This is a genomic window from Paenibacillus sp. MMO-177, from assembly GCF_037147795.1.
GTDB lineage: Bacteria > Bacillota > Bacilli > Paenibacillales > Paenibacillaceae > Pristimantibacillus.
Map to the genome: position 1 here is coordinate 506,430 of NZ_JBBCUR010000001.1, position 15,113 is coordinate 521,542.

14 protein-coding genes are annotated in these 15,113 nt (G+C 49.9%); 5 read left to right on the forward strand and 9 right to left on the reverse strand.

Annotation, left to right across the window (positions count from 1 at the left end):
• Positions 1–111 precede the first annotated feature (111 nt).
• From WFK81_RS02165 to WFK81_RS02180, 4 genes are all read right to left on the reverse strand, one after another.
• Positions 112–1,854 carry a peptide-binding protein gene (locus tag WFK81_RS02165; protein ID WP_336784814.1) on the reverse strand — a complete coding sequence of 581 codons (1,743 nt, stop codon included), beginning with the start codon at positions 1,852–1,854 and terminating at the stop codon, positions 112–114.
• Positions 1,855–2,214: 360 nt separating this feature from the next.
• Entirely contained in the window at positions 2,215–3,171 is a 957-nt protein-coding gene (dnaI, locus tag WFK81_RS02170) for a primosomal protein DnaI (protein ID WP_336784815.1), read from the reverse strand.
• A gap of 23 nt (positions 3,172–3,194) precedes the next feature.
• On the reverse strand, positions 3,195–4,715 hold the full coding sequence (locus tag WFK81_RS02175) for a helicase DnaB (RefSeq protein ID WP_336784816.1): 1,521 nt from the start codon (positions 4,713–4,715) through the stop codon (positions 3,195–3,197).
• Positions 4,716–4,936: 221 nt separating this feature from the next.
• Complete coding sequence (locus tag WFK81_RS02180; RefSeq protein ID WP_127493152.1) at positions 4,937–5,224, reverse strand: YuiB family protein; 288 nt, start codon at positions 5,222–5,224, stop codon at positions 4,937–4,939.
• A 158-nt stretch (positions 5,225–5,382) separates the two neighbouring features.
• Between WFK81_RS02180 and hemQ the strand changes: the two genes are divergently transcribed.
• A complete protein-coding gene (gene hemQ / locus WFK81_RS02185; protein WP_336784817.1) occupies positions 5,383–6,129 on the forward strand; it encodes a hydrogen peroxide-dependent heme synthase in 747 nt (248 codons plus the stop codon).
• A gap of 356 nt (positions 6,130–6,485) precedes the next feature.
• On the forward strand, positions 6,486–6,644 hold the full coding sequence (locus tag WFK81_RS02190; protein ID WP_336784818.1) for a hypothetical protein: 159 nt from the start codon (positions 6,486–6,488) through the stop codon (positions 6,642–6,644).
• A gap of 47 nt (positions 6,645–6,691) precedes the next feature.
• On the opposite strand, the gene WFK81_RS02195 is transcribed toward WFK81_RS02190, so the two are convergent.
• Together WFK81_RS02195 and WFK81_RS02200 are read right to left on the reverse strand one after the other, a co-directional pair.
• A complete protein-coding gene (locus tag WFK81_RS02195) occupies positions 6,692–6,952 on the reverse strand; it encodes a hypothetical protein (RefSeq protein WP_127493161.1) in 261 nt (86 codons plus the stop codon).
• Entirely contained in the window at positions 6,952–8,145 is a 1,194-nt protein-coding gene (locus WFK81_RS02200) for an NAD(P)/FAD-dependent oxidoreductase (RefSeq protein ID WP_015846384.1), read from the reverse strand. Before WFK81_RS02200 ends, WFK81_RS02195 begins: the two co-directional genes overlap by 1 nt.
• A 354-nt stretch (positions 8,146–8,499) precedes the next feature.
• Here WFK81_RS02200 and WFK81_RS02205 point away from each other — a divergent pair, with 354 nt between their 5' ends.
• Complete coding sequence (locus tag WFK81_RS02205; RefSeq protein ID WP_336784819.1) at positions 8,500–9,501, forward strand: NAD(P)/FAD-dependent oxidoreductase; 1,002 nt, start codon at positions 8,500–8,502, stop codon at positions 9,499–9,501.
• A 536-nt stretch (positions 9,502–10,037) separates the two neighbouring features.
• Positions 10,038–10,298, forward strand: a complete 261-nt coding sequence (locus tag WFK81_RS02210; protein WP_336784820.1) for a hypothetical protein — start codon at positions 10,038–10,040, stop codon at positions 10,296–10,298.
• Here the strand turns inward: WFK81_RS02210 and sda are convergent.
• From sda to WFK81_RS02225, 3 genes are all read right to left on the reverse strand, one after another.
• Positions 10,284–10,427 (reverse strand): sporulation histidine kinase inhibitor Sda, encoded by a 144-nt coding sequence (sda, locus tag WFK81_RS02215; protein WP_336784821.1) that lies wholly within the window; start codon positions 10,425–10,427, stop codon positions 10,284–10,286. The two genes, WFK81_RS02210 and sda, sit on opposite strands and share 15 nt — an antisense overlap.
• 333 nt (positions 10,428–10,760) lie before the next feature.
• Positions 10,761–11,432 (reverse strand): YheC/YheD family protein, encoded by a 672-nt coding sequence (locus WFK81_RS02220; protein ID WP_336784822.1) that lies wholly within the window; start codon positions 11,430–11,432, stop codon positions 10,761–10,763.
• Positions 11,433–11,545: 113 nt separating this feature from the next.
• Positions 11,546–13,705 (reverse strand): DNA topoisomerase III, encoded by a 2,160-nt coding sequence (locus WFK81_RS02225; RefSeq protein WP_336784823.1) that lies wholly within the window; start codon positions 13,703–13,705, stop codon positions 11,546–11,548.
• A gap of 170 nt (positions 13,706–13,875) precedes the next feature.
• Here WFK81_RS02225 and WFK81_RS02230 point away from each other — a divergent pair, with 170 nt between their 5' ends.
• Positions 13,876–15,033 carry a metallophosphoesterase gene (locus WFK81_RS02230; RefSeq protein ID WP_336784824.1) on the forward strand — a complete coding sequence of 386 codons (1,158 nt, stop codon included), beginning with the start codon at positions 13,876–13,878 and terminating at the stop codon, positions 15,031–15,033.
• Positions 15,034–15,113: the final 80 nt, after the last annotated feature.

Genomic DNA, 15,113 nt, shown 5'->3' on the forward strand with positions numbered 1-15,113 from the left:
ATTGTCGCTGCTTTTTGCGACAATTCTACTACGTAAGCATCAGCTAAGAATCGAATTTACAGGGAAGAAGAGGGCCAAGCCCTCTTCTCCTGCAAACGATTGATATGCCGCTTATTCGGTCAGCCACCATTTGATCATGTGATAGAAGTAGCCCGTTTGATGTGTTGGCTCCGGCGCATCGTCCGGTGCATATTTCACTCTTGGCCCAATGCCTTGCGGGTTGCCGTATTGATATAGGAATACGTAAGGCAGATCCGTCGAAATTTCGGTAGCGATTTGATTATAAATCTCTTTGCGCGCAGCCTGATCTACAACGGAGTAGCCGTCCACCCAAAGCTTGTCGAGCTTCTCGTTTTTGTACCAGCCGCTGTTTTGCCCTGCCGGCGGGAAGTATTTCGAAGAGAAGATGCTCTCGGAATCCGGATCCGGGTTGCTCAGCGACCAGCCAAGAAGAATGGCAGTGTATTTACCAGGCGTGATATTCTGGTCGATCCAGGTTGCGAAATCCACGGCGGTTGGTTTTACTTCAATGCCTACGTCCTTCAGGTTCTGCTGAATGATTTGCGCTACCGCTTCGCGGCGGCTGTTGCCGGCGTTATATTGCAGCTCGAAGGAGAAGCGGTGACCGTCTTTCACCAGAATGCCGTCTTTGCCGGCAACCCAGCCGTCATCGGCGAGCAGAGCTTTTGCCTTCTCGGCGTCATAATTGTAGTTGACCGCTTTGTCACCCGGGTCGGCCCACGAGCCTGGCAGGAATGGCGCGTTCATCAATGCGCCCGTGCCTTTCAGCACATTATCGACCATGCCTTGACGGTTCAAAGCGTAAGCGATAGCTTGGCGGCTCTTCTGGGTAGAGAACGGAACAAATTTATCCGGGAAGTTGTTTGGATCAAAGTTGAAGCTGACATATTCGTAAGAGGCCGTTTTACCTTTAATGACATTGATCTTGCCATTTTTCTCAACCGCTTCAAGCTGCGTAATTGGAATTGCCGATGTCGTATCTACATCGCCTTTGATCAGTGCCTGAACTTCGGTATTTTGATCGGCGTAAATTTTGTAAACAACCTTTTGAATATTCGGCTTTACTTCACCCCAATAATTCGGATCGGCTTCCAGGCTTACATATTGACCTGTTTTCCATTCCGACCATTTCCAAGGGCCGCTTGAAACCGTCTTGGCAGGATCTTTACCAAATGCGTTCGCCTGCAGATCCTCCGGCTTGATGTCCTTCAGAATATGGCTAGGAACAGGGTTCACCATCAAAGCGTATTGGAATGGCGCATACACTTGCTTCAGCGTAAATTTGACCGTGTAGTCGTCAACTTTCTCGACGCTGCCCACCTTGTCATACAAGCTGATGCCCGGCGCACCTGTTTTAGGGTTAATTATCGTATTAATCGTAAAGACCAAATCATCGGCAGTGATCGGCTGACCGTCACTCCATTTGGCCGTATTTTTCATTTTTACCGTATACGTTTTGCCGTCTTCCGAAATTTGCGGAAGCTCTGCAGCAATAGACCATGGCTGTACAATCAGGTTGCCGCCGCGGTCCAGGTCATAGAGCTGGGCAAACAATAAATATTGAATATCGCCAGAAGCAGTATCATTAACAAATAAAGGATTGACCGATACGATATCGGAGAATGAACTTGCCGTTAAGGTTCCGCCTACTTTAGGCGCATTGGGATCCTCTGACGGCTCTGCGGAAGGAGAAGCCGATTCCTCGGCCGTTGTTGACGAAGGCGATGGGGAATTGGAGCTGTTATTCGTATTTTTGTTGGAACAGCCTGCGATCAGGATTGCCAGAATACTTAATAGGAACAAAAACTTCATGGATTTCTTTCGGGTAGTCATCCTATCTCCTCCTTTAATTTGAACGTGATATAGTCCAATTTTGCTGTCTATTCGCATCGCTGTCTTTTCTTTTGTTCAAATCTTTTAATTTTTCTGATTATTTTGAAAGTAAGTATTGCATTCTGTTTACATCGCCTACATAATTTACTAGTAAGGTGCTATTAACGGTTCATTCTGAATTTCTGATCACCGATTCCGACTTCCATAGATGTACATCTTGAACTTTATTTTTCCAAGTATGTAACATTTTCTCACCTCCCCATGAGGAGAGTATACTATAACTTATTAACGCGGTAAATAGTTAAAGTATGTTCAAAAAAAGAGGCTGCACATCTGAACAAATGTGCAGCCTCTTTTTTTTCATTTGCGTCCCCGCTTATTCTCGCCTGTAACCATAACCACTTCAACATAAGGCCTGATCCGATTCATCAGTCGTTCTCCTTTATGCTGCTCATCGCCGTCTTTGCTCGTAAAGCTGAAGTGTCTCTCCAGAGCATCCAGCTCATAGTTGGAAGTATATAAGGTAGGCTTCCGGTTCATCCGGTAATTCAGAATCGATCCAAGGACATGGTCCCGAACCCATGGATTCAGGTTCTCGGCCCCGATATCGTCAAAGATGAGAAGATCGGTTTCTTTCATCATCTCTACTGTCTCGCGAAGCTTTGCCTGATCATGCATCATTGATTTCAGGTCTTCCACGAACTCCGGCATGTAGACGATAGCTCCCGAGTATCCTGCCTTCGCAAGCTCATGAAGAAGATAGCACATGAGAAACGTCTTGCCCGTGCCGAACTTGCCGGCCAGGTACAAGCCTTCCTTCTGCAGCCCTTCTTCCTTCGTCTTGTCGATATAAGCCAGAATCTGATAGGCTGCTTCCGTTCGCTTCGGATCGTTGAACAATATTTCATCGGCCGAATAGCCGTTATTTAGCGCGGTCTCGTCCACATAGAAGCTGCGGATCCGACTCTTGATCTGTTCTTCGCTGCGCCGGGCGAGGAACTTCTTGCAGGACACCTTCCGGTCAATCAATTGAACCTGATCATTTACCGTTTCGCAGGAAAGCAACGTATAATGGCCCTCGAAATCATTCGGACAATTGTTTAATCCCGGACAGTTCGAGCAGTTCCGGTATTCTTTCACATATTGATAGACCCGGTTCATATTCATTCGTACCGCATGCTCATTCAGCTCAGGGTGCTTTACGAACAGACGCTCAACAAGAGGGTCCGCCATTAGCTCTCCAAGCTTTTGTTCCGCTTGATCGGTCATAGACTTACCGCCAGGCCATGCTTTTAACATTTCACCAAGCGATTCCATTCGTTTTCACCCCGCTTTATGTTTTAACCTTTGCCGTCCAGCTTTCTGGCCAGCCTGCGCATTTGCTCCAGCTTCTCCGGCGGTATAGCCGTATCGTCCGCTCCTTCATCCTGCACAATCGGAATAGAAGGCTTGCGTGATATACCTCCGCGGGAGCTGTTGCGCGATGTCCCCCTCGTTCCCGGAAGACCTGCTGCCGCTCTGGCATTCCGACGTTCCTTGTCGGCCTCTACCTCAGCCTGTTCTCTTACGTATAGAACGGCCTTCTCGAATGTATCCACCTGCTTCACCAGCATGTTGGACACAACGGCCTCCACGAATGTCTTCGTTACGCGCTGCGCATCGTTCATGCCTATCACATAATGAATAAGTACGTTGATCACCGGTGCGGGAAGTTTGTAGTTAAGATCAATCCGCTCAAAGGATCTTTCGATCCAATCCGGTACGGCTCCAGGGAAAAACCGCTGCAAAAACCGCGTATGCGGTTCGTTCCGCATGAGCATATTATATTGCTGCACGTCGCATCTGCCAGCCAACTGGCTTGGCACCAGCATGTAATACTCTTCCTGAACGCCAAACTCGACGAGCTCTTCTTCCGCCTCGTTTGGTTGAACGGCTGCCGCCTGTACGCGGGCAAGCGTTCTTTGCCGCTCTCCTTCGCGCTTCTTATCCTGTCGGTACAGCTGATTCGCGCGAAGTTGAATCTCGTCTACGATCAGTTCGCCATCCGAAGCGAAAATGCCGTCTTCATCCAATAACCGGCAAATGTCCGCTACGGATAGATTATATTTGTAAGCGACATAATTGACTTGCGCGAGCTGCTCGGAATTGCCGCGCATCCGCTCCACATAACTTCGGTTCGCCGAATTACGCGGAAAACGAAGGATAATCTCCCCGTAAGGAATACCTGCCGTCTCAAGCTGTGCCCGAGGCGCAGCCTGGCGCGTTGGCGCTACTTCCGTCAAAGCTTGTTCAAGCTCCTGGTCAACCGACTGGGTGTTCAGCTGGAACAGCTCATAGAAAGGCACCGAAATGTTCTCTTTGGTCAGCTGCTTCTGCGCAAGCTCGTCCGGCTCTTGCGCCCCAAACGATTCCCGAAGCGAAATAACGGCGTACTTGCCGATCTTGTCCCGAAGAAGCAGGGTCAAATGCTGATTGCGGAAAAATTCCCCCGGCGTGAGCGGCTGCGACAGTTCGTATTCGTACATGACATCCGCCTGATCCGGCAATCCTACCCGCGACGTCTGCAGAAGCCCAACCGCTTCCAGGCGCGATGCCTGATCGATCAAATATTTTCTGCCGCGTTCGTTCATGTCCAGTCCAAGTCCCAGGAACAGCTTGCGCTGCGTTTCAATGGCGGAATAACCGGACGTTCCTTCGGCAATGCCATGATAAAGCTGCTGATATAAAGCAATAGCAAATGCTCCTATCATCGGCTGATAGATGAGCGACAACATTTTATAGTCCAAGCTACTTAGCGAAAAATCTCGAAAAATGTAATAACGGTGATGTTCTGTATATTGCAGTAGATTACCGATGCGCAATTGCATCTCTCCATCTCATTCGTACTTTCTATTATTCTAACATAAAAAGAAGGACCGGGGACGAATACAAAACTAGAAATATGAGGTGACAAGGTGAAAAGGCTGTCGCTATCCTTGGCGGAGCACGGTATACGCGGGTATAAGAGGAAACTAATCATTTTCTTAGAAATGAAAAACGGCTCCGCGATCCCCTTTCGGAATAACGAAAGCCGTAGTATGATTTAGAACATTTTATAGCCGCCGCGGCGCAGCGCGCGAATAGCCCAACCGCTGATATAAGCGCCGGCGAGAGCGCCAATTACCGGAATAACGTCTACATATGTAAACTCTGTAAAATTGTCGACAAACGAAACCGAATGATCCCACGTCGACCATATGCCGATAGGCAGCAGTACAATTATAAAGACATAAATTGGAAACCAGGTTGTTTTGAGAAGCATGTTAAGAATAAAGCCGATGCCGAACATCATGACCAGGAACAGCACGGTGGCTACAAATAATTGAAGCATGTCCTCTTCTCCTTATGGAAAGTCTCGCTTCTCAGTTTAAATAATGGAAATAAGGAAGTCAATCGGAGCTGTCCATTTGTCACAAGTCCGCCATTTGCTCTTGCTGAATTATTTACGATACAATGTTAAAAGCAATGAGACGAGAGGAGAATTTACCCATGAGTGAAGTAGCCATTACATTAGAAGGCTGGTACGCGCTGCATGATTTCCGTTCGATGGATTGGGCGGCATGGCGGCTTGCAAGCGATAGAGAACGGAGCCAGGCGCTCGACGAGCTTCAATCCTTCCTGAAGGAATGGAGCAATGTCGACGAGAACAAGCAAGGCAGCACGGCTGTCTATTCCATCGTTGGCCAAAAAGCCGATTTCGTCTTTATGCACCTGCGCGAAACGCTCGAAGAGCTGAACGATATCGAAACCGCGTTTAACAAAACGCTGTTCGCCGAGTTTACGCAGCCGGCTCACTCGTATGTGAGCGTTGTTGAGCTTAGCAACTACGTGAATTCCCCGGGCAGCGACCCGATGCAAAATCCGGAGGTTGTGGCGCGTCTCAAGCCATCCCTTCCAAAAGCAAGACATATTTGCTTCTACCCGATGAACAAACGCCGTTCGGGCAACGACAACTGGTACATGCTCAGCATGGAAGACCGCCGCAACATGATGCGCAGCCACGGCATGATCGGCCGCAAGTATGCCGGCAAGGTTAAACAGATCATTACCGGCTCCGTCGGCTTCGATGATTGGGAATGGGGCGTTACGCTGTTTGCCGACGACGCGCTTCAGTTCAAGAAGCTCGTATACGAGATGCGCTTTGACGATGTCAGCGCTCGTTACGGCGACTTTGGCGAATTCTTTGTAGGGAATTTGCTGACGGACGAGAAGTTTAAGGCGATGCTCTCGCTGTAATAGGTTAGAGCGAGCCTACACAGTCAAATGTTCTTCCGATCGCTGTTGCTCTCGGATTCCCATTTGAGCTGCTACGGCATCGTCAACCTATTTTTTAGACCGATAACGCCACCGGATGATTCCGGTGGCGTTATTTTCTAGGGATAAAGGGCTAACGAAACTATGTAACGCTATTTGCCCGAAAATGGCGGTTTTGGAATTCTAACGAAACCTGGTATCGTTATTTACCGATTGTAAGCATTATGATGCCCGAAAACGGTCAAATAACGATATGACGTTTCGTTAGATTTGATATCTAGTTCATTTGCGGCAAATAGCGATACGACGTTTCGTTAGATCGCGAAGCGAAGCGTAGCGTGGGCGAAGCGTGGGGCGAAATCGCGAGGCGAATTGCCAAGCGAACGCCAAGCGAATCGCGGGGTGAAGTAGCGAAGCGATCGCGCAAATCGAATCGCTGGGCGAACCAGCCTCCGACCACAAAACAAAAAGCTTTCGCCGAAGCGCAATGTTATTAAGTTTGCTTAACTTAATGACATTGTCGCCGAAGCGAAAGCTTTGTTTGTTAATCTTCGTCGTCCTCGTCCAAGAGGCCGAGACGTTTTTGCTCGAGATAGAGCTCGGTCGCACGGTCGCGCTCGCGGCCTTTCTCCTTCAGCCGCTCGATGGCGGGCAGGATGAGAATGTCCACTTCTTTTTGCACCGTGTACGACAGATCATAACGCTGCTGGGACTCAAGGAACGAGCCGACCTCCATCAACGCATTGTAGCGGTCGAGCTCATCCCGGGTCAATAATCCGCGGACTTGAACGCTGCAGTGACGCATTACAGGAATTTTCCTTTGCGCAGCACAAGCGGAATACCGCCGATAATGAACAGGTAACGAAGGTCGATCATTTTTTTCAGCCAAGCAGCCGTGCGGCCTTTATATTTCTTGCCGAACGCGATACCGATCGCTTCGCCTTTGCCCAGCGATGCCACCGTGCCTTTGTTGCTGAAGACAAATGCCTTCAAAGGCTGGTTGCGGATCGAGGCAATCAGGTTATGCGCGCATACAACGCCTTGCTGCATGGCGATTTGCGCGGTTGGAGGGTACGGTCGGCCTTCAGGGTTAAACATCAGGGAGTTGTCGCCCACGATGTATATATTCTCATGGCCCGGAGCACGCAGGTTGTCATCCACTTTCACGCGTCCGCGCATCGTTTCAAAGCCTGCATCCTCTATGAGACGGTTGCCGCGGATACCGCCGGTCCAAATAACCGTCTGCGATTTGATTTCCTCGCCTTCGCCAACCACGACACCGTCCGGCGTGCACTCTTTGATCGCCGTTCCGATGCGGAACGTTACGCCTTTTTTCGTCAATACGTCCATCGCGTATTCCACGAGTTCAGGGTCAAAGCCTGGGAGCGCGGTTGGCGCTGCTTCAATATTATAAATTTTCACGAGTGCCGGATCGACATCGAACTGCTTGCACAGCTCAGGGATACGGTCGGACAGCTCGCCAATGAATTCGATGCCCGTAAAGCCCGCGCCGCCTACGATAAAGGTCAGGTAGTCGGTACGGTGCGGTTCGCGCTTGAAGCGCGCAAATTGATACTCAATGTGCTCGCGGATCAGGCGGACAGAATTGATGCTTCTAATATTCATTGCATACTCGCCAAGACCAGGAATGCCGAAGGTTTCCGGCTCGCCGCCAAGACCGATGACCAGATAATCATACGAAAGAGTTCCATCCTCAAGAATAACCTTTTTGTCCTGCGGGCGAATCTGTACGACTGTCGATTTCACGAAGTCGATCTTGAATTCGTCAATCAGCTTGGAAATGCTGACGCGCGCATTCTCAGGATTGTCCGTTCCCGCAGCAGGCATATGCAAATGCGTTGTAATATAATGATAGTCGTGCTTATTCACCAAAGTGACGTCAGCCTCGTTATAATTTAGCTCCTTTTGCAACCGCAGCGCAGTAAGCACACCACCGTAGCCAGCTCCTAAGATGACAATTTTGGGTATGTTGCTCATCGTATGATCCCATCCATTCCTTAGCTTGTTTATGTGTCTTTTTGTTTGTGAAAAATTACACAATCCGTGCTGGATCTATATTTCTACCCCAGCGAATTGTGTCATTTTTTGGTCCGATTTATCACTCCGATTGTACGCCTTAAAACCCGTGTTTCAGTCTTATTTATCTACTGTTGACTGTCTAAATTCGGCGCCATACATACAATACATCAGAAATATTACATAGTTTTTACTTAAACTTCAAGAGCAAAATATACGAAAAACTTTAGAGCAGCATACAAATTAATATTTCCTTCTTGGAAACGGCAGGCATATAATAGGAAGCAGATCATCAATATATTGGAGGTGCTTTCCATGTCATCCGTAGAGCAGCCAAATAACCTTGCAGATATTATCATAATTGGCGGCGGACCTGCCGGCCTGTTTGCAGCCTTTTATGGCGGAATGCGCCAGGCATCCGTCAAAATTATCGAGAGCATGCCTCAACTTGGCGGTCAGCTTGCAGCATTGTATCCGGAGAAGTACATATATGACGTGGCCGGGTTCCCAAAAGTTACAGCCCAAGAGCTTGTTGATCGGTTAATTGAACAAATCGGCCTGTTCCAGCCGGAAGTATTATTAGAAGAAAAAGTCGTTGAAGTAAACAAACAAAGCGAACGTTTATTTGAAGTCATTACCAATAAATCCGTACATTATGCAAAAGCCGTTATTATTACGGCCGGCGTTGGAGCGTTTGAACCGCGCAAGCTGGAGCTCCCCGAGGCCGTACAGTACGAGAAGAGCAACCTTCATTATTTTGTCGGAGATTTAAACCGGTTTAAGGGCCAAAAGGTATTGCTCACGGGAGGCGGCGATTCGGCCGTTGACTGGGCGTTAATGCTCGAGCCGATCGCGGAGTCGGTTACGCTTGTACACCGCCGCGATAAGTTCCGCGCTCATGAGCATAGCGTGGAGAATCTCATGAACTCGAAGGTTGACGTCCAGACGCCCAAAGAGATTACCTCTCTCCACGGAGATGGCCGGATCAGCCGCGTAACGCTTACCGATGTCAAAACCAAAGAGCAAACCGAGGTCGAAGTCGACGCCGTCATCGTGAATTACGGCTTTGTGTCCTCACTGGGCCCGATTGCCGAGTGGGGCATTGAGATTCAAGGCGGCTCCATCGTTGTGGATACAAGAATGGAGACCAGCGTGAGCGGTATCTTTGCCGCGGGGGATATTACGACTTACCCGGGCAAGCTGAAGCTGATTGCCGTTGGTTTCGGGGAAGCTCCCACCGCCGTCAATAACGCCAAGGTCTATCTTGATCCGGACGCAAAGCTTTCTCCGGGACATAGCAGCAACATGAAGCTGTAGCGGATGAGCGTCCGCGTTTTAATGTAGGCTTTATCGCCAAATGGAATTCCAGTTTTCATTATCCAGAAAACTTGTGAATTCATAATTTATGTGGTGAAAAAACCTCTATCGTTGCCTCTCGATGATGAGCGACCGCGTTTAGATGTAGGTTTTATCGCCAAATGGAATTCCAGTTTTCATTATCCCGAAAACTTGTGAATTCATAATTTATGTGGTGAGAAAACCTCTATCGTTGCCTCTCGATGATGAGCGACCGCGTTTTAATGTAGGTTTTATCGCCAAATGGAATTCCAGTTTTCATTATCCAGAAAACTTGTGAATTCATAATTTATGTGGTGAGAAAACCTCTATCGTTGCCTCTCGATGATGAGCGACCGCGTTTAGATGTAGGTTTTATCGCCAAATGGAATTCCAGTTTTCATTATCCAGAAAACTTGTGAATTCCATTGTGGTAAAACAAAAATGACAAGGGTATCCTAACGTTGGCGTTTCATTCAAGTGCACGCAATCTGCACGAAGCCAAGGAGGATACCCTTATGTTTTGTCCTGTATGCAATGGCATGCAGCCGCTGAATGCAGCTTGCGCCAATTGTGGCCAAGCAATGGAAGATTGGGGCCGAATGACAGACCTGATTGGTCCTTATGCACCGTACGTGCCACTTGAGACAGAAATGACTTCATGGAATCAATCGGCCGATGATAGAAACTGCTTGCATATTGTATACTGCTCGTCCTGCGATCGGACGGTTGAGGCTGCCGTTACGGAAATAGGGATTGATCCGTTAAACAGCGTTTGAGCCGGCAGCCTTGTTAATTTGTCTTCGCTTCATCTCAAGCAGAAGCATTCGGATGAAGTCGTCTTCCAGTTTGTACTGAATAGCGGCAAGGTAGGTGTCTTCCAGCAGCTCGTCTGACAGCAGATCCATACCTGGACACTTCCTTTCTTCCTAAAGTTTCCTGAGCTGTCCCCATCGTAACATGCCCTTTTCCCAACAACAATGGCCCCCATTATACACATATCCTTGTGGACAGGCTGTGCATGAGATGTGAATACAAGTCGAAAAATGAGGATTTAACGCAGTGGATGATGTGGATACATTTATACACAGCCTTTTTTTACCAAACTGTGATAAAAAACTTTAATCGAAATTACTTGCCCCATTAATGGAATATATTGAAATTCTGTGCATATGCTTGTAGATTCTCAATGAAAAAATGGCACAACAAACAAGATTACAAGACAAAAGGCCTTAGCCCTCTTACCGCGGCCTCGTATTCACTTCAAAGATCCAGATCTTGCCGTTTAGGTCAATGCCGTAATCGAAGCCCAACTGCCCAATGCCTGGGAACCTGGCCTCCAGCATTCTTGTTGACGCAACGGTCAGATCGCGCATTTTCTGCTTTTTCTCTCCCACAAGAGACGGGGACAAGGACCGGCGAATTCCCTCTGCCGCCGTAACCATCGTGCCGCCTTGGCACAGGTTCGTAACAAACAACCCCGGCTTGGCAATCCTCCCTACCATAGAGCGGTACACCCAGCCCGTTTCCGTTTTTACGTATTTGACCCGGTAATCAATCGGACGGCCGCCAACCTTGGCGAGACGGATCCCTTTTTGAATCAGATAAGGACGATTTTTGCGTTTCTTGTCGAGTGCTGTTTTGAGAGCAGCAAAACTGGCATAAGAATGCGTTGTCGAATGAGAGGTAAAGCTGTAGCCCGCGCTTGTCTTCGCTACCTTAATTACGCCGTGTCCACCCGTGCCGATGACCGGCTTGATGACAACCATCTGATGCTTGCCAAGCATACTTCTTAGGTTGCCTGCATTGTATAGCTTCGTTGGGGGAATATGCGGGGCAATAAACGGGTCGGCAAGAAGAGCCGCCTGTTTTGCCCACTTGTCAGGGACTGGCCGCCCAAGTTGTTCTTCCATGCTATCAATCTCCTTTCCTATTAATAGGATATGATAGAGGAACGTTTGTCTCTTGGATGATTGTCCGGGCAAAAAAAAGGGAGTACCGCTCTTAACGGCACTCCCTCTCCCGATTATTCGTTATCCTGTTTGTTCATCGCCGCTTTCAGTGCATCGGCAAGACTATTGGACAACGATACGTTATCGCTGTACTGCTCTATCATCTTCCGCTGCTGATGCTTATTGACTTTTCCGCCTTGCTTATCGCCCAGCATCTCAATAACGTTGCAAGGCCTGCACTGCGCGTATTTGCCTGCCTTGCCGTTATGAATTTCCATCTTCTTGTGGCATTGCGGGCAGCGCTTATTGGACAGCGCGGGCTCCGCCTGACGGCGGTAGCTGCATTCACGGTCGGAGCAGACCAGCGACTTGCCGCGTTTGCCCTTCACTTCCATCAGCAGCTTGCCGCATTCCGGGCAGCGCGAATGGGTCAAGTTATGCGGCTTGTACTCCTTCGTCTCATTCTTAACCGCTGTAACCCACTTGTTAGCCTGCTCCCGGATCCCCGCCATAAACCGCTTAGCGTCTCCTTGGCCGTGCGCGATAAGCTCAAGCTCCCGCTCCCACTTTGCCGTAAGCTCCGGACTGCGCAATTCGTCAACAACCAGCTCGATTAGCTGCTTGCCTTTACCTGTCGGAACAAGGCGGTTCTGGGACCGCTCAATCGTATCGGTAGATAGCAGCTTCTCGATAATATCCGCGCGGGTAGCCGGCGTGCCTAGTCCATGCTTCTCCATCTTCGAGAGCAGGGAAGCCTCCGTATAACGAGCAGGAGGAAGCGTACGCAGCTCTTTCAAGCGGCTCTGCTTCACCGGGACAGGTTGTCCTTGAACAAGCTCAGGCAGCAGCTGCTCCGGCGTGCTTTTGTCCTCGCCGCGCCCGTTCTCCTCTTCATCGTCCTCGTCCGCGGAAAATCTCGTATCGCTGCCGCCGTAAAGCTCCTTCCAGCCGATGTCCTTCTGGACTTTGCCTTTTGCGTACAGCTTGTCTTGGCCAACCGTCAGGACGACGCTTGTCTCGTCATACGTATACGGCGGGTAAAACAACGCAATAAAGCGGCGCACGATCAGATCGTACAACTTGCGCTCATCGTTGCTGAGAGCCGATAAATTCACATATTCATCGGTCGGAATAATCGCATGGTGATCGCTGACCTTGCCGTCATCCACGAATCGTTTCGTAACGGTTAGCTGGCCGCGAAGCAGCTTGCGGGCAAGAGGCGCATAAGGCCCTACCGCTATGCTCTCAAGGCGTCCTTTCAGCGTCGGCACGATATCGCTCGACAAATAACGAGAGTCCGTACGCGGGTAAGTGACAAGCTTATGCTGCTCGTACAGCTTCTGCAGGACATTGGAGGTCATCTTCGCCGAAAAACCAAGCCGTTTGTTTGCTTCCCGCTGCAGCTCGGTCAAGTCGAAAGCCTGCGGATGCGGCTCGGACTTCTGGGTTGTGCGAAGCCTGTCAACTTTGGCATTTTTCCCTTGCAGGCGTGCTGCCACCGCTTCAGCTTCACTTTTGTCCCACACTCTGCCGTCATGATTGTCATTCTGGCGCCATACTGCCTGGAAAGCTCCAAGATCGGCGGAAACCGTCCAATACGGCTGCGACTGGAACTGGTTAATCTCCTTCTCCCGGTCGATCAGCGCGCCAAGCGTTGGCGTCTGTACGCGTCCCGCAGCAAGCTGGGCATTGTATTTAACCGTTAGCGCACGAGTGACATTAAGACCGATCAGCCAGTCCGCTTCCGCACGGCAGACCGCCGATGCGTACAAATTATCATATTGCTGGCCGGGCTTAAGAGCCTTAAAGCCGTCTTTAATCGCTTTATCCGTCTGGGAAGAAATCCAGAGCCGCTTGAAAGGCTTGCGCCAGTGAACCAGCTCCATAATCCATCGGGCTACAAGCTCGCCTTCCCGCCCCGCATCGGTGGCGATAATTAATTCGCCAATATCCGGACGTTTGCACAGCTGCGCAACGGCCTTGTATTGATGCGACGTCTCGCGCATGACCTTCAGGTTCATTTTACCCGGAAGAAGAGGAAGATCCTCCAGGTTCCAGGTCTTGTATTTCGGATCATAATCCTCCGGCTCCGCAAGCGTTACCAGATGGCCAAGCGCCCATGTGACCACGTAATTCGGGCCTTCCATATAGCTTTTATTTTTGCTGCCGCAGCCGAGAACGCGCGCGATTTCTTTTGCGACGCTTGGCTTTTCCGCAAGCACTAATGACTTCATTTCGAATCCCTCTCCCTGCCGTAAAATCATTGTACAAGTATACTAGAAAAACGGCGGCGAGACCAATGCAAGCAGCAGATCCCGCCTTATTTTACCCGGCAATTGCGGTGTGATATAGTAGGTTCACGAGTTTAACGAAACCTATATGCGTCGAGTAAGGAGATGTCCAAGTGAAAGCTAGATTTATTCCCGTTATTACCGTCTTCCTCCTTGTATTTGGCCTGGTGAACTGGTACATCGGCTGGAATGGATGGGGATACCTGTCCACGCTGTTTGACCTGGAAAATGCCTGGCCGTACGGCATTATTGTTGGTATTCTCTCCTTCGCCTGGCTTATCGGACGGTTTGGACAGCATTCGGCTTCGCCGGTCCGCCAAGTCGCTTATTTCCTGAAATATATAGGCTCCTACTGGTTTGCCGTCATGGAATACGGCCTCCTTATTCTGCCTCTGGCGGATTTGGCCGTCTGGCTGCTGACCCTTGCTTCCGTCCCTTACAAAACAGCCGTTGCCTCCGTTGGCACGGTTGCCTTCGTCCTCATGGCCTCCATCCTAATTCGAGGGGCTTGGAACGCTTGGACCCCCATTGTCCGCCGCTATGAGTTGACCATTCCGAAGCAGGCCGGCGCTATCCGGAAGCTCCGAATCGGGGTTGCCTCCGATATCCACCTGGGCACGGTTGTCGGCAACAAGCATCTTGGCCGCCTCATCGGCCACATGGAGGAAATGGAGCCGGATCTGATTCTGCTGCCCGGCGACGTCATTGACGACAGCATCGATCCTTTTATTCGAAGGAATATGGCCGCCACGATGAGCAAGCTGAAGGCACCGCTTGGCGTCTATGCGGTGCTGGGCAACCATGAATATATCGGCGGACACATTCAGGAATACATCGCTCAAATGAATGCGATCGGCATTCGCGTGCTGCTGGACGAAAATATCCTTGTTCAGGACAGCTTCTATATCGTTGGACGCAAAGATCTGGCGGCGCGGCAGAGCGATCCGGAAGGCCGGCTCCCGATCAGCGAGCTGATTGCCGGGCTGGATAAAGCCCGTCCGCTCATTATGATGGACCACCAGCCTTCCGACCTGGAGCAGGCGGCCGTAAACGGCATTGACCTTTCCTTATCCGGTCATACCCACCGCGGGCAAATGGCGCCTAACCATCTGATCACCCGCCGTATCTTCGAGCTGGACTGGGGTTATAAGCTGAAGGGCAGCCTGCATGCCATCGTGTCCTCGGGCTTTGGTTCCTGGGGACCGCCAATCCGTCTGGGCAGCCGTTCCGAGATTATTCAGATTGATCTGACGTTTCAACCGCAACCTTAAATCCGTCGCCAAGGATTGAAACTTAATGCTCCCCGACCTCGTATAGAGTTGCATCCAACACCCTATTCCAGGAGGGAATT

What these genes read in the sequence shown, in the direction of transcription:
- WFK81_RS02205 (WP_336784819.1), top strand. Translation starts at nt 8,500, where the DNA reads ATGTCATCCGTAGAGCAGCCAAATAACCTTGCAGATATTATCATAATT.
- WFK81_RS02220 (WP_336784822.1), bottom strand. Translation starts at nt 11,432, where the DNA reads ATGGAAGAACAACTTGGGCGGCCAGTCCCTGACAAGTGGGCAAAACAG.
- WFK81_RS02180 (WP_127493152.1), bottom strand. Translation starts at nt 5,224, where the DNA reads ATGCTTCAATTATTTGTAGCCACCGTGCTGTTCCTGGTCATGATGTTC.
- WFK81_RS02200 (WP_015846384.1), bottom strand. Translation starts at nt 8,145, where the DNA reads ATGAGCAACATACCCAAAATTGTCATCTTAGGAGCTGGCTACGGTGGT.
- WFK81_RS02195 (WP_127493161.1), bottom strand. Translation starts at nt 6,952, where the DNA reads ATGCGTCACTGCAGCGTTCAAGTCCGCGGATTATTGACCCGGGATGAG.
- WFK81_RS02165 (WP_336784814.1), bottom strand. Translation starts at nt 1,854, where the DNA reads ATGACTACCCGAAAGAAATCCATGAAGTTTTTGTTCCTATTAAGTATT.
- hemQ (WP_336784817.1), top strand. Translation starts at nt 5,383, where the DNA reads ATGAGTGAAGTAGCCATTACATTAGAAGGCTGGTACGCGCTGCATGAT.
- WFK81_RS02225 (WP_336784823.1), bottom strand. Translation starts at nt 13,705, where the DNA reads ATGAAGTCATTAGTGCTTGCGGAAAAGCCAAGCGTCGCAAAAGAAATC.
- sda (WP_336784821.1), bottom strand. Translation starts at nt 10,427, where the DNA reads ATGGATCTGCTGTCAGACGAGCTGCTGGAAGACACCTACCTTGCCGCT.
- dnaI (WP_336784815.1), bottom strand. Translation starts at nt 3,171, where the DNA reads ATGGAATCGCTTGGTGAAATGTTAAAAGCATGGCCTGGCGGTAAGTCT.
- WFK81_RS02210 (WP_336784820.1), top strand. Translation starts at nt 10,038, where the DNA reads ATGTTTTGTCCTGTATGCAATGGCATGCAGCCGCTGAATGCAGCTTGC.